The organism is Nakamurella sp., assembly GCF_044224575.1.
GTDB lineage: Bacteria > Actinomycetota > Actinomycetes > Mycobacteriales > Nakamurellaceae > Nakamurella.
This window is the reverse complement of sequence record NZ_JBGAKE010000001.1, coordinates 99,754-112,798: the sequence shown is the minus strand read 5'-3', so window position 1 is coordinate 112,798 and position 13,045 is coordinate 99,754. Positions and strand designations below refer to the sequence as shown.

Genomic DNA, 13,045 nt, shown 5'->3' with positions numbered 1-13,045 from the left:
CCCGATCGCACCGCCTTCATGTCGACACTCTCCGACGTTCTCGCCGAGTTCTCCTCACTGTCCGGTGCCGCGGTCGCCCATCTGCAGGCGGTCGTGTCCGAATGGCAGTTGCTGGCCGACCTGTCCTTTTCCGACCTGCTGCTCTGGGTGCCCGCCGAACCGGGGCGGCTCATCTGCGCCGCGCAGGCGCGCCCCACCACCGGGGTCACCGCCTTCATCGACGACCGGGTGAAGGCCGTCGTCGCATTGCCGGACTTCCCGTTGCTGCGGCGCGCCTGGGAGGAGGAACGGGTCGTCTCCGACGACCCGCCGGTGGACGCGCCGCGCAGTTGGATCCGCCGGCAGACCATCCCGGTGCGTCACCTCGGCGAGGTGATCGCGGTCATCGAGCGGGACACCAGCAGCCTCGTCGGCCGGGAAGGCAGTCTCCTGGAGACCGCCTACGTCGATGCCGCCGACGATCTGTTCCAGATGATCTGCGACGGCACCTTCCCGCCGCCCGGCCAGCCGGCCGAGCTCCACACCGGCCCCCGCGCCGGGGACGGCCTGCTGCGGTTGAACGCCGACGGCAACGTGGTCTATGTCAGCCCGAACGCGCTGTCGGCCTACCACCGGCTGGCCTACAACGGCGAAATGATCGGCCAGTCGTTGGCCCAGGTGACCCGGGGCCTGGTGGACGACCCGTTCGACGCCGCGGAGCTGGCCAAGCGGATCGCCGAGGCCGTCGAGGGCCGGCCGGGCCTGCGGATGGAGGTCGAGGCCCGGGCGGCCACCGTGTTGTTCCGGGCGCTGCCGTTGCGCCCGCACGGGCGCCCGTCGGGCGCGCTGGTGCTGGTCCGGGACGTCACCGAGGTCCGCCGGCGGGACCGTGCCCTGCTGAGCAAGGACGCCACGATCCGGGAGATCCACCACCGGGTGAAGAACAACCTGCAGACCGTGGCCGCGTTGCTGCGGATGCAGGCCCGGCGGTCGGCCGACCCGTCGGTCCGCCAGGCTCTGGGGGAGTCGGTGCGCCGGGTCGCCTCGATCGCGATGGTGCACGAGACACTGTCCACGTCTCCGGACGATCGGGTCGACCTCGATCAGATCGTGGACCGGCTGGTGCCGATGATCTCCGACGTCGCCGCGGCGGAGACGTCTGCCCGGGTGCGCCGGGTGGGCTCCCTGGGCATCCTCGGCGCGGAGATGGCCACGCCGCTGGTGATGGTGCTGGCCGAGGTCGTGCAGAACGCGCTGCAGCATGCGTTCGACGGCGCGCCGGAGGAACCCGTTCCGGATGGCGGTGCGCAGGTGACGATCTCCGTCGACCGGTCGGCCAAGGAACTGGACATCGTTGTCAGTGACAACGGTGTCGGGCTGCCGCCCGGCTTTGCCATCGAGCAGGCCAAGGGCTTGGGCCTGCAGATCGTGCGCACGCTCGTCGAGGCCGAACTGCTGGGCACCATCGAGATGGGCACGATCGATGGTGGGGACGAGCAGGGCACCTACGTGCACATGACGTTCCCGCTGCGCGGCCGGAGCAAGTAGCAGGTGAGTCGGGTTCGGTTCACGCGAGCGGTCGCCGAACCCGTGGCGAGCAGGCCTACATGCTCCGGGCGCGGGCCCGGGCGCGGCGACGCTTGAGCGAACGCCGCTCGTCCTCGCTCATGGCCCCCCACACGCCGGCGTCCTGGCCGGTCTCCAGGGCCCACGCGAGGCACTCGCTGGTGACCGGGCACCGCTGGCACACCGCCTTGGCCTCGGCGATCTGCAGCAGGGCAGGGCCGGAGTTGCCGACGGGAAAGAACAGCTCGGGGTCTTCGTCGCGGCAGATCGCGCGGTGACGCCAGTCCATGGGTGTGCTCCTCGGGTGCTGCGCCGGATCGGGTGGGATCCGACCGGTATCCAATTGGTCGTCGGACGGCGTCATCGCCCCCGTACGGCCTGCTTGTGAATGCTTTCACATGGGACGTTCGTGTCAAGGTTTCGTCACGCCGGGGTTACCGACGTCACGAACAATCGCTTCCGTTGGTGTCCCCACCGACCATGATGCCTGGTCGACACGATTCAGACCAGGGTTGGTGACGACGACCTCGGCGCGTCATCGGACCGCAGGTCGTCGTCACACTACTAACCGAAGCGCCCGAGGAACAGAGGTGAATTCGACTTCGGACCTTTCCCCCAGGTAGTCTCCGTCGACTTGGAAGGCGACCGGCTCCCGGCAGCGGACGGTCGCCCAGGCCTCGTCATCTGCGCGAATGACGTGTCGGCCGCCGCTCAACCGGCCCGTGATGATGGCCGCGGAGGCTCTCAGGGATTGCGGCACACCCATGCTGGTGAGCGCGAAAATTCCCAGCCCGCCGGTCGGCGAAGTGCCTGGATTGGTGCGGATAGGCGTTTTGCCCAAGTAGGTCCATGGGTCGACGTTGGAGACGAAAACCAGGTGCGCGTCGTCGATCAGGTCGCGGCCGGGTAGTTCCAGGGACATCCGCGGGTTCCGCCGCTTTGCGCGGAAGAACTGCATCAGGGCGTCGCGGACGTGCATGGCGTTGGAGATCGTGCTGCCCTTGGCCCGTCGTTTTTCCACCGCGCGGACCGTCTCCGCGTCCAGGCCCAGTCCGGCGTTGAAGGTGAAGTACCGGTCGCCCGCCCGGCCCAGGGACACCGTGCGCACCCGGTGGGCGGCGAGCGCCTCGAGGATCTGTTCGGTGGCCACCGTCGGGTCCGGGTCGATGCCCATGGCCCGGGCGAACACGTTGGTCGATCCGCCCGGCACCACCGCCAGCATCGGCGCATCCGGCCGGACCCCCCGGTACATCAAGCCGTTCGCGACCTCGTTGACGGTGCCGTCGCCGCCGTGGACGACCACCACGTCCACGCCGCTGTCCGCCGCGGCCGCGGCCAGGTGGGCGGCGTGTCCCCGGCTCTCGGTGCGGGCGACCTTGAGTGACAGCTCACCCGCCAGGGCGTGCGCCAGCAGATCCCGGCGCCGCTGCGTGGTGGAGGTGGCGTGCGGGTTCACGATCAGAAGTGCGCGCATCGCCCGGCAGCCTACGTCGGTATTGTCGGAGCCCGTGACCTTGCCATGACAGCCGAGCCCGACCCGCCGCCGATCAGCATCCCGCCGCCCTGGTCGGTCGTCGTCGCGGCCGCTCTGGTGCTGCTGGAGGCGGGCGGCCTGCTGGTGTTGTCCGGGGTGAACCTGGTCTCCGGCCTCGCCGAGGGACTCGCGGTGGGCCGCACGCTGGCCCAGGTCGCCTACTACCTGGTGCTGGCGGCCGCGCTGGCGTTCTGTGCCGGCGGATTGCTCCGGGGCCGGCGCTGGGCCCGCACGCCCAGCCTGGTCGCCCAGGTGGTCGTCTTCGCCATCGGAGTCTGGCTGGTCGCGCCGAGCGGGCAGTACGTCTGGGGACCGCTGCTCGTGCTCGTCGGTGCGTCGGGCGCCGGGCTACTGCTCAGCCGTCAGACCAACGGGTGGGTCAACCGGTTCCCGCTACCGTTCGCAGGGCCGGACCGGTGAGCCGGAACGTCGTCCACTCGTCCATCGGGGTCGCGCCGAGCGAGCGGTAGAAGTCGATGGACGGGGTGTTCCAGTCCAGCACCGACCACTCCACCCGGGCGTAACCACGCTCGACGGCGATCTGGGCCAATCGGGTCAGCAGCGACTTGCCCAGCCCGGATCCGCGCAGTTCGGGACGGACGTACAGGTCTTCCAGGTAGATCCCGTGCACGCCTTCCCAGGTGGAGAAGTTCAGGAAGTACAGGGCGAAGCCACCGACCCGTCCGGGCTCGCTCTCGGCGACCAACCCGAACAGCGCCGGCGCCGGCCCGAACAACGCCTCATGCAGTTGCCCGTCGGTCAGCCGGCACAGCTCGGGCAGCTTCTCGTACAGCGCCAGGTCGTGCACCAACCGCACCACGTCGGCGACGTGCCCGGGCTCGATCGCTCGGATGCGGCCGGCCGGCCCCACGGAATCGGACACCGTGTCGGACCCCCTGGGATCGGACACTGTTCGCTCGGTCACCGCGGCGTCAGTGCCCGACCTGCGGCGACCGGAACGGGATGATGTTGGCGTGCTCGATGCACGGCTCGTCGTGATAGGTGCCCAGCACCGTCACCGCGGCCGGATTCATCAACAGCAGACCGCCGTTGGCCACCGCCAGATTCACCCACCGGATGGCCAGGACGCGGGAGAAATGGCCGTGGCAGACCAGCGCCACGTCACCGTCGGCCAGCTTTTCCCGGGCGGCCGCCAGGACCCGGTCCGCACGTGCCGCGACCTGAGCGGGTGACTCGCCGCCGGGGGCGCCGTCCTTGAAGATCGACCAGCCCGGATTGGTCTGGTGGATCTGCTTGCTGGTAATGCCCTCATAGTCGCCGTAGGCCCATTCGGCCAGGTCGTCCACGACCTCGTCGATGTGCAGGCCGGCCAGGACGGCGGTGCGTTGGGCGCGCAGCCGAGGGCTGGTCCACACCGTGGTCGGGTCCAGGCCCAGCCCCCACAGCAGGCTGGGCACGGTCATCGCCTGATGCACGCCCTCATCGGTCAGATCGATGTCAGTGGTCGACGTGTGCTGGCCCGACTTGCTCCACGCGGTCTGTCCGTGCCGGACGAGCGCTATCCGAAAGGTCACGCCGCCGCCTTCCCGGGGCACCTCGCCGGCTCGGTCGCCCCGGGAAGGGCGCCGACCTGACGTGTTGATGGTTCGCTCGGCAAGCCTCGCTCAGTCATGCCGCCGCCTTCCCGGGGCACCTCGCCGGCTCGGTCGCCCCGGGAAGGGCGCCGACCTGACGTGTTGATGGTTCGCTCGGCAAGCCTCGCTCAGTCATATCTGCAGACTCTCCACCCATTCCTGGCATTTCTGCCAGTCGGGTAGCAGTCCCTGCTCGGCGGCCTGGGCCAGGGTGGGGGCGGCCGCGTCCTTGTCGGACAGCAGGAAGTCGATCCCGGCGGGCAGCGGCAGATCCAGTGCCGGGTCCAGCGGATTGATGCCGTGCTCGCGCCCGGGGGAGTAGCCGGTGGAGCACAGGTAGGTCAGGGTGGAATCGTCCTCCAGGGCCAGGAAGGCGTGCCCCAGGCCCTCGCTGAGGTACACCGCCCGCCGGTCGATGCCGTCCAGCCGGACCGCGTCACACGCTCCGAAGGTGGGCGAGCCCACCCGGATGTCGACGATGAAGTCGATGACGGCACCGCGCGGACAGGTGACGTACTTGGCCTGGCCGGGGGGCACGTCGGCGAAGTGGACACCGCGCAGCGTCCCGGCGGCGGACACCGACAGGTTGGCCTGGGCCAGCGTCAGCGGATGCCCGACCGCCTCGACGAGTCGCTCAACCTTGAACCACTCCAGGAAGACCCCGCGCGGGTCGCCGTGCTGGGTGGGGGTGAATTCGAATGCCCCCGGAACGAGGAGCTCGCGAACCTTCATGACCGGTGATCCTACGAGGGCCGGTTGGCTACCGTTGCCGCATGACCCTGCTCAGCGCCGCCGACATCGACCGAGGCCTGGACGTACTGGCCGGCTGGGGCGGTGATCCGGACGGCATCCGGTGCCGGTACAGCGCCCCCGACTTCCCGACCGCGATCGCGTTGGTCGACGCGGTCGCCGTGGCCGCCGAGGAGGCCGACCATCATCCGGACATCGACATCCGCTGGCGCGACGTGCTGTTCGTGCTCGCCACGCATTCCGAGGGCGGGGTCACCGACCAGGACTTGCGGCTGGCCGGCCGGATCGACGGCATCGCCCGCGGGTTGGGCATCGTCTGAGCCGGTCGACACGCCGGCGGTTTAGGACTTCGGCAGTTCGTGGTGCATCATGTGTGCACCCTTCGTACCGCCTGCACGACCCCCGACCCTTCCGATGGACCGACCAGGCCCATACGGTCCGGCAGTTCGCCAGCGCCCACCGCGTGCTCGCTGACCGGGACCGCGTTCCCCACCATCCGCACCGTGCGGATGCCGCCTGCTCGTTCCCGGAGATCTTCCATGCTCACCGCCCTCGACTGTCCGGACACCACGCTGCCCACTCAGACGACTCCGCCGCCGCCCACGTCCCGCCCCGGCTTCACCGACGCGGACGTGCTCGACGCGCACCGCGGCGGCAAGCTGTCGATCGAGCTGCGCTCGCCGCTCGTCGACAAGCGGGACCTGTCGATGATGTACACCCCCGGCGTCGCCGGTGTGTCCAGCCTGATCGCCCGCGAGCCCGACGCCGCCCGTGCGTACACGTGGGCGTCCCGGCTGGTCGCCGTCGTCTCCGACGGCACGGCGGTGCTCGGCCTGGGTGACATCGGGCCCAAGGCGTCGCTGCCCGTGATGGAGGGCAAGTCGGCCCTGATGCGGTCGTTCGCCGGGCTCGACTCGGTGCCGATCGTGCTGAGCACCAAGGACACCGACGAGATCGTCGCCGCGGTGACCGCCATCGCCCCCTCGTTCGGGGCGATCAACCTGGAGGACATCTCGGCGCCCCGCTGCTTCGAGGTGGAGCAGCGATTGGTCGAGGCGCTGGACATCCCGGTCATGCACGACGACCAGCACGGCACCGCCGTGGTCGTCCTCGCCGCGCTGATGAACGCCGCCTCGGTGATCCAGCGGGTGATGGTCGACCTGAAGGTGGTCGTCGCCGGCGCGGGCGCCGCCGGCATCGCCTGCGCCAAGATCCTGCTCGCCGCCGGCGTGCGGGACCTGGTCGTGGTCGACTCCAAGGGCATCCTGTCGGTGGGCCGCTCACACATGCACACGGTCAAGCAGCAGATGGCGACGGTGACGAATCCGCGCGGGCTGACCGGTGACCTGGCCGTGGCCATGGCGGGCGCCGACGTGTTCATCGGCGTCTCCGGCGGCGCGGTCGACCCGGCGCTGGTCCGCACCATGGGCCCGCAGCCGATCGTGTTCGCGCTGGCGAACCCGACCCCGGAGATCCACCCGGACGACGCGCGCGCCAACGGGGCGGCGGTGGTGGCCACCGGGCGCAGCGACTTCGCGAATCAGATCAACAACGTGCTGGCCTTCCCCGGGATCTTCCTGGGCGCACTGGACTGCGGGGCCACCCGGATCACCGAGGGCATGAAGGTGGCCGCGGCCGGCGCGATCTGCGCCGCCGTGCCGGGCCGGGCGGACGCGGGACGCATCGTGCCCGACCCGTTCACCCCGGGCCTGGCCCGGATGGTGGCCGATGCGGTCATGGCTGCCGCGACCGCCGAGGGCGTCTGCCCGCGGTAGGACCGGCCTCCCGACCACCGGGGCCCCACCATCGGCCCCGGTCCACCCGCGGCCCTCGCCCCCCACCATCGGGGCGGGGGCCGCGGGCTCGCTTCAGCCCGGCCCGCGGCCGCCGATCGCGGCGGTCACCTCGCGGGCGGCCGTCCGGATGGCCGGGGCGAGCGCCGCAAACGACTCCGGACAGGCCCTTGCCGGCCCGGCCGGGCACCGATGGCCCACCGTGACGCCGACCGCGGCGATCGGCACCCCGTTGTGGTCGAACACCGCGGCGGCGACGGACGCGGTCCCGGCGGAGATGCGTCCGTCCTCGACTGCCCAACCCTGTCGCCGGGTGTCGGCCAGGTCGTGGCGCAACGCCGGCAGGGTCGCCGGGCCGCGTCCGGTGCGATCGACGAACGCCGCCGCGTCCGGGAACAGGGCCCGGACCTGGCCGGCCGGCAGGTGGGCCAGGATGGACAACCCGGTGGCGGTCAACGCGGCCGGCAGCCGAACCCCGACGTCGGTGACCAGGGTGGGCGTGCGCTCGGACTTCTCCTTGGCCAGGTAGAGGGTCTGGTTGCCGTGCAGGACCCCGAGGTGGGCCGTGCCGCCGGTGGCCGTACTCAACCGGACCAACACCGGCCGGCCGACCCGCTCGAGCGGCTGCCCGCGCAGGTAGGCACTGCCGATCTCGAACGCGGCCAGGCCCAGACCCCAGCGCCGCTCGTCCGGCAGGTGCACGGCGAACCCGGCCGCGGCCAGTTCGGCCAGCAGCTCGTACGTGGTCGACCTGGGCAGGTCGAGGTCCCGGGCGATGGCCGCGGCCGACACCGGCGCGGCCCGGGAGGCCAGCAACTGCAGCACCGTCAATCCGCGGCGCAGGGCGGGCGCGGGTGCCTCGCGGGTCATGTGTCCGGTATACCGGACAGTTCCGGCCCGTGCCCGGTTCCGGCCGGGCCGGTCCGCGTCGTCCAATGAGGCGGTGACCAGCCCATTGCAGATCGGAACCCAGCCGCTGACCCAGGCCGACGTCGTCGCGGTGGCCCGGGCGGGCCGCCCGGTGACCCTCGGCCCGGACGCCCTCGCCGCGATGGCGGCCAGCCGGGCCGTCATCGACACCCTCGCCGGCGACGCCCAGCCGCACTACGGCGTGTCCACCGGGTTCGGTGCGCTGGCCACCACCTCCATCCCGCCGTCCCGGCGCACCGCGCTGCAACGCTCGCTGATCCGGTCGCACGCGGCCGGCAGCGGGGAGCCGGTGGAGCGTGAGGTGGTCCGCGGGTTGATGCTGCTGCGGCTGGCCACCCTGGCCCGGGGCCGGACCGGCATCCGCCCGGCCACCGCCGGGTTGCTGGCCGGTGTGCTGTCCGCCGGGATTACCCCGGTGGTGCCCGAGTACGGCTCGCTCGGGTGCTCCGGCGACCTCGCCCCACTGTCCGCGGTCGCGTTGTGCCTGCTCGGCGAGGGTGAGGTGGTCGCAGCGGACGGAACGCACGGACCGGCCGCCGACGCCCTGGCCGCGGCCGGCCTGACCCCGGTGACGTTGGCCGAGAAGGAAGGTCTGGCGCTGATCAACGGCACCGACGGCATGCTCGGCATGCTGGTGCTCGCGCTGCACGACATCGCCGGCCTGCTGAACGCGGCCGACCTGGCCGCCGCCATGTCGGTGGAGGCGCTGCTCGGCACCGATCGGGTGTTCGCCGCCGATCTGCAGCGCCTGCGGCCGCAGGTCGGGCAGGCGCTCAGCGCCGCCCGCATCGCCGCCGCGCTGGCCGGTTCGCCGATCGTCGCCTCGCACGCCGGGCCGGAGGACACCCGGGTGCAGGACGCCTACTCACTGCGCTGCTCGCCGGCCGTGCACGGCACCGCCCGGGACACCACGGAGTACGCCGCGCTGATCGCCGACCGCGAGCTCGCGTCCTCGATCGACAACCCGGTGGTGCTGCCCGACGGGCGGGTCGAGTCCAACGGCAACTTCCACGGTGCTCCGGTGGCCGCCGTCCTGGACTTCCTGGCGATCTCCGTCGCCGACGTCGCGTCGATCAGCGAGCGGCGCACCGACCGGATGCTGGACCGGACCCGTTCGCACGGCCTGCCGCCCTTCCTGGCGCACGAGGTCGGGGTGGACTCCGGCCTGATGATCGCCCAGTACACCCAGGCCGGCATCGTCTCCGAACTCAAGCGGCTCGCCGTCCCGGCCTCCGTCGATTCGATCCCGTCGTCGGCGATGCAGGAGGATCACGTCTCGATGGGTTGGCACGCCGCGCGCAAGCTGCGTCGCGCGGTGGACGGACTGCGCCGGGTGATCGCGATCGAGCTGCTGGCGGCGGCCCGGGCCCTGGACCTGCGAGCGCCGCTGTCGCCCGGACCGGTCACCCGTGAGGTCCGCGACATCATCCGGACCGTCGTCCCGGGGCCGGGCCCGGACCGCCATCTGGCGCCCGAGATCGAGGCCGTGGTAGCACTGTTGTCTTCGGGAAGCATCGACCTGTCGTCGGGAACCACAGCCGGGAGTTGACCCTTGAGATTCGGCCCCTCGCCCGGCGATGCCAGCCGGTTCGTCAGCGCGTGGTCCGACGTGGCCGGAGTGGGCCGCGACCACCTGCGCGGCGGTTACTCCCGGCACGCCTTCGACGACCCGGAGATGCAGCTGCGGCAATGGTTCGCCGAGCAGGCGCAGCGCCGCGGCCTGGAGGTCGAGAACGACCGTAACGGCAACGTCTGGGCCTGGTGGGGTGCCCCGGCCCCGGGCGCGGTGGTGACCGGCTCGCACCTGGACTCGGTGCCCGGTGGCGGCGCCTTCGACGGGCCGCTGGGCGTGGTCTCGGCGTTGCTGGCCGTCGATGAACTGCGGGTGCGGGGGATCACCCCGGCCCGCCCGCTGGCGCTCGCCTGCTTCCTGGACGAGGAGGGCGGCCGGTTCGGCCTGCCGTGCCTGGGCTCGAGGCTGCTGACCGGTGCGGCCGACGCCGATCACGTCCGCCGGCTGCACGACGCCGACGGCATGTCCCTGGCCGACGCGGCCCGACGGGTCGGCTTCGACCCGTCGACGATGGGACCGGACCCGGCGCGCCTGGCCACCATCGGTGCGTTCGTGGAACTGCACATCGAGCAGGGTCGACTGCTGCGGGCGGTCGACCCCGCCGCGGTGGTGGGCGTGGCCTCCGAGATCGTCGCCCACGGGCGATGGCGACTGACGATCACCGGGCAGGGCAATCACGCCGGCACCACCGCACCGGCGGACCGGGCCGATCCGATGATCCCGGCCGCCGCCGCGGTGCTGGCCGCGCGGCGGGCGCTGTCCGGCTTCGACGGCGCGGTGGCCACCGTCGGCCGGATCATCCCGGTGCCGGGCGGCACCAACGTGATCGCCTCGGCCGTCTCGCTCTGGCTGGACGTCCGGCACGCCGACGCCACCGTCACCGCCGCGGTCGTCGACGCCATCGTCGCCGACGTCCGGGCCGAGGCGGCCGCCGAGGGCTGCACGGTGATGGTCCAGCGCGAGTCGATGTCCGACCGGGTGACCTTCGACCCCGGTCTCGGGCTCGAGATCTCCGGGCGGTTGGGTGTGCCGGTCATCCCAACCGCGGCCGGGCACGATGCCGGGGTGTTCGCCGCCCACGTGCCGACCGCGATGCTGTTTGTCCGCAACCCGTCCGGGGTATCCCATGCTCCGGACGAGCATGCCGACGCCGCCGACTGCGTCACCGGTGTGCAGGCACTGGCGGACGTACTGGAGACCCTCGTTGGCGACATCAACCCTGCTGCACGGCATGTCGGAGCTGGTGACGAATGATCCGGCGCTCGGGGCGACGCCGCTGGGGCGGATCCCCGAAGCGGGGCTGATCGTCCAGGACGGCCGGGTCGTCTGGGTCGGCCCGGAACGCTCGGCGCCGGCGGCGGACCGCGCGCTGAACCTCGGCGGCCGGGCCGTACTGCCCGGATGGGTGGACTCGCACACGCATCTGGTGCATGGCGGCGATCCGGGCAGGGGTCCGTGGGCCATCGTCGAAGCGACGCGAAGGACCGATGACGCGACCCTGTTGGCCGCCGCGCGCCGGCACCGGGCCCGGATGCTGCTGGGGGGCACGACCTGCGCCGAGACGGCGACCGGTTTCGGCCTGACGGCCGCCGATGAACGGCGAACGGCGCTGACCGCCGCGGCCGCCGGGTTCGACGAGATCACCTTCCTGGGGGCGCATCTCGTGCCCGTCGAGTATCACGGCGATCCCGACGGATACGTCGACCTGGTGTGCGGGCCGATGCTGGACGCCGTCGAAGGTTCGGTCGACTGGATCGACGTCTGTTGTGCGGGGGGCGCTTTCGACGAGGCGCAGAGCCGCCGGGTGCTGGCCGCGGGGCAGCGCAAGGGTCTGGGGTTGCGGGTGCACGCCGACCCGACCGATCCCGGCGCCGGGGTGCGGGTCGCCGTCGACGTGGCCGCCGCGTCGGTGGCGCACTGCACCCGGCTGACCGGCGCCGACATCGACCTGCTGGCCGGGTCGGCGACGGTGACGACGCTGCTGCCGGCCGGCGAGCTGGCCGCCGGGCAACCGCCGGCGCCGGGCCGGGCGCTGCTGGATGCCGGTGCACCGGTTGCGTTGGCCTCCGGCGGCACGCCCGGAGCGTCGTTCACGTCATCGATGAACCTGGTGGTCGCGCTGGCCGTGCTGCGCGGCGGCCTGACCATCGGGGAGGCGGTGTTCGCGGCGACGGCCGGGGGCGCCGCCGCGCTGCGCCGCACCGACGTCGGCCACCTGGCGCCCGGGGCGCGCGCCGACATCCACGTTCTCGACGCACCGAGCCACGACCACCTCGTCCACCAGATCGGGATGCCGTTGAGTTCTCGAGTCTTCCGGCACGGGGTCGAGGTGGGTGGCGCGGCCGGATGAGATTCCCTGCTCCGACCCGGACGAATTTCCGCCCACCCGACCGGTCCTGTGGCCCGCGGGCCGCACCGGTGAGGAATCATCGAGCCCGGTAGGCCGACCGGGAAGGCACGACGGTGACACAGCCCACGACGACGCAGCCGTCGACATCGAGGTACGACAGGTGGGTGGCGGCAACCACCCGCCCGCTGGACCTCCTCGGCCTGCTCTTCCTGATCGACTTCCTGGCCGGACGCCTCGTGCCCGGCGGTCCGTCATGGTGGCAGCCGTCCCTGACGATCATCTCGATCCTGGTCTGGGTGGCCTTCGTCATCGACTACACGGTCCGGCTGATCCTGTCGCCGCGCCGGTGGGAGTTCATCCGCGCGCATCCCCTCGATCTGCTGATGGTCCTGCTTCCGATGCTGCGGGTGCTGCGGGCCATTCTGCTGGTGCGCCGATCGTTCAAGAACATCTCGACCGAGCGGATCGCCGGGTCGCTGCTGGCCATCGTCGGCATTCTCGTCGCATCCGGTGCCGTCCTGGAGTACGCCGTCGAACACAACGCTCCCGGCGCGAACATCACGACGCTCGGACTGTCGTTCTGGTGGGCGATCGTCACCACGACCACCGTCGGGTACGGCGACACCTACCCGGTCACACCCATCGGCCGGGTCATCGCGTCGGCGATCATGCTCGTCGGCATCGGCCTGATCGGTACGGTGTCGGCGACCGTCGCCGCGTGGTTCGTCCAGCACAAGTCGCGCCGGGACGGTGCCGCCGGCGGCGCATCGACGGACAGCGACTCGACCGACGGCGACTCGACCGACAGCGACTCGACCCCCAGCGACTCGACCACCGCCGCCGCCGGCCGCAATGACGACGCGCCGGATGTGGCCGCCACCCTGGTCGCGATGGCCGGGCAGCTGCGCGAACTGTCCGAGCGTCAGGCCGAGTTGCAGCGATCGATCGACCGGCTCACCGCGCCGCCCGGATAGC

At 71.8% G+C, this 13,045-nt stretch carries 14 protein-coding genes; 8 read left to right on the top strand and 6 right to left on the bottom strand.

The window, feature by feature from the left end; translation table 11 throughout:
• Nucleotides 1-18: 18 nt before the first annotated feature.
• The gene (locus tag ACILSK_RS00520) at nucleotides 19-1,527 is read left to right on the top strand and encodes a sensor histidine kinase (protein ID WP_395725155.1); all 1,509 of its coding nucleotides are present in this window, start codon (nucleotides 19-21) and stop codon (nucleotides 1,525-1,527) included.
• Nucleotides 1,528-1,582: 55 nt separating this feature from the next.
• Here ACILSK_RS00520 and ACILSK_RS00515 read toward each other — a convergent pair whose 3' ends face one another.
• Together ACILSK_RS00515 and ACILSK_RS00510 are read right to left on the bottom strand one after the other, a co-directional pair.
• Complete coding sequence (locus ACILSK_RS00515) at nucleotides 1,583-1,834, bottom strand: WhiB family transcriptional regulator (RefSeq protein WP_015746720.1); 252 nt, start codon at nucleotides 1,832-1,834, stop codon at nucleotides 1,583-1,585.
• Between the two features lie 267 nt (nucleotides 1,835-2,101).
• Nucleotides 2,102-3,019, bottom strand: a complete 918-nt coding sequence (locus ACILSK_RS00510) for a diacylglycerol/lipid kinase family protein (protein ID WP_395725154.1) — start codon at nucleotides 3,017-3,019, stop codon at nucleotides 2,102-2,104.
• Between the two features lie 45 nt (nucleotides 3,020-3,064).
• Here ACILSK_RS00510 and ACILSK_RS00505 point away from each other — a divergent pair, with 45 nt between their 5' ends.
• Complete coding sequence (locus tag ACILSK_RS00505) at nucleotides 3,065-3,499, top strand: hypothetical protein (RefSeq protein ID WP_395725153.1); 435 nt, start codon at nucleotides 3,065-3,067, stop codon at nucleotides 3,497-3,499.
• Here ACILSK_RS00505 and ACILSK_RS00500 read toward each other — a convergent pair.
• The 3 genes from ACILSK_RS00500 to ACILSK_RS00490 all read right to left on the bottom strand — a co-directional run bounded on the left by ACILSK_RS00500 (nucleotide 3,459) and on the right by ACILSK_RS00490 (nucleotide 5,406).
• A complete protein-coding gene (locus ACILSK_RS00500; protein ID WP_395725152.1) occupies nucleotides 3,459-3,962 on the bottom strand; it encodes a GNAT family N-acetyltransferase in 504 nt (167 codons plus the stop codon). The two genes, ACILSK_RS00505 and ACILSK_RS00500, sit on opposite strands and share 41 nt — an antisense overlap.
• Nucleotides 3,963-4,011: 49 nt before the next feature.
• Nucleotides 4,012-4,614 (bottom strand): histidine phosphatase family protein, encoded by a 603-nt coding sequence (locus ACILSK_RS00495; protein ID WP_395725151.1) that lies wholly within the window; start codon nucleotides 4,612-4,614, stop codon nucleotides 4,012-4,014.
• Between the two features lie 192 nt (nucleotides 4,615-4,806).
• Nucleotides 4,807-5,406, bottom strand: coding sequence for a dTDP-4-dehydrorhamnose 3,5-epimerase family protein (locus ACILSK_RS00490; protein WP_395725150.1), 600 nt, complete (start codon nucleotides 5,404-5,406; stop codon nucleotides 4,807-4,809).
• A gap of 41 nt (nucleotides 5,407-5,447) precedes the next feature.
• Here ACILSK_RS00490 and ACILSK_RS00485 point away from each other — a divergent pair, with 41 nt between their 5' ends.
• Together ACILSK_RS00485 and ACILSK_RS00480 are read left to right on the top strand one after the other, a co-directional pair.
• Entirely contained in the window at nucleotides 5,448-5,744 is a 297-nt protein-coding gene (locus tag ACILSK_RS00485) for a 4a-hydroxytetrahydrobiopterin dehydratase (protein ID WP_395725149.1), read from the top strand.
• Between the two features lie 219 nt (nucleotides 5,745-5,963).
• The gene (locus ACILSK_RS00480; RefSeq protein WP_395725148.1) at nucleotides 5,964-7,199 is read left to right on the top strand and encodes an NADP-dependent malic enzyme; all 1,236 of its coding nucleotides are present in this window, start codon (nucleotides 5,964-5,966) and stop codon (nucleotides 7,197-7,199) included.
• Nucleotides 7,200-7,292: 93 nt separating this feature from the next.
• Here the strand turns inward: ACILSK_RS00480 and ACILSK_RS00475 are convergent, their stop codons facing one another.
• Nucleotides 7,293-8,087 (bottom strand): IclR family transcriptional regulator, encoded by a 795-nt coding sequence (locus tag ACILSK_RS00475; protein WP_395725147.1) that lies wholly within the window; start codon nucleotides 8,085-8,087, stop codon nucleotides 7,293-7,295.
• 73 nt (nucleotides 8,088-8,160) lie between these two features.
• Between ACILSK_RS00475 and hutH the strand changes: the two genes are divergently transcribed.
• From hutH to ACILSK_RS00455, 4 genes are all read left to right on the top strand, one after another.
• Complete coding sequence (gene hutH, locus ACILSK_RS00470; RefSeq protein WP_395725146.1) at nucleotides 8,161-9,696, top strand: histidine ammonia-lyase; 1,536 nt, start codon at nucleotides 8,161-8,163, stop codon at nucleotides 9,694-9,696.
• A gap of 3 nt (nucleotides 9,697-9,699) precedes the next feature.
• Nucleotides 9,700-10,974, top strand: a complete 1,275-nt coding sequence (locus ACILSK_RS00465; protein WP_395725145.1) for an allantoate amidohydrolase — start codon at nucleotides 9,700-9,702, stop codon at nucleotides 10,972-10,974.
• Entirely contained in the window at nucleotides 10,952-12,070 is a 1,119-nt protein-coding gene (locus tag ACILSK_RS00460) for an amidohydrolase family protein (RefSeq protein WP_395725468.1), read from the top strand. The genes ACILSK_RS00465 and ACILSK_RS00460 overlap by 23 nt, the downstream gene beginning before the upstream one ends.
• 164 nt (nucleotides 12,071-12,234) lie before the next feature.
• A complete protein-coding gene (locus ACILSK_RS00455; protein WP_395725144.1) occupies nucleotides 12,235-13,044 on the top strand; it encodes a potassium channel family protein in 810 nt (269 codons plus the stop codon).
• Nucleotide 13,045 lies beyond the last annotated feature (1 nt).

Coding starts and splice junctions, on each gene's coding strand:
- ACILSK_RS00520 (WP_395725155.1), top strand. CDS start 19: ATGTCGACACTCTCCGACGTTCTCGCCGAGTTCTCCTCACTGTCCGGT.
- ACILSK_RS00515 (WP_015746720.1), bottom strand. CDS start 1,834: ATGGACTGGCGTCACCGCGCGATCTGCCGCGACGAAGACCCCGAGCTG.
- ACILSK_RS00510 (WP_395725154.1), bottom strand. CDS start 3,019: ATGCGCGCACTTCTGATCGTGAACCCGCACGCCACCTCCACCACGCAG.
- ACILSK_RS00505 (WP_395725153.1), top strand. CDS start 3,065: ATGACAGCCGAGCCCGACCCGCCGCCGATCAGCATCCCGCCGCCCTGG.
- ACILSK_RS00490 (WP_395725150.1), bottom strand. CDS start 5,406: ATGAAGGTTCGCGAGCTCCTCGTTCCGGGGGCATTCGAATTCACCCCC.
- ACILSK_RS00485 (WP_395725149.1), top strand. CDS start 5,448: ATGACCCTGCTCAGCGCCGCCGACATCGACCGAGGCCTGGACGTACTG.
- ACILSK_RS00480 (WP_395725148.1), top strand. CDS start 5,964: ATGCTCACCGCCCTCGACTGTCCGGACACCACGCTGCCCACTCAGACG.
- ACILSK_RS00475 (WP_395725147.1), bottom strand. CDS start 8,087: ATGACCCGCGAGGCACCCGCGCCCGCCCTGCGCCGCGGATTGACGGTG.
- ACILSK_RS00460 (WP_395725468.1), top strand. CDS start 10,952: ATGTCGGAGCTGGTGACGAATGATCCGGCGCTCGGGGCGACGCCGCTG.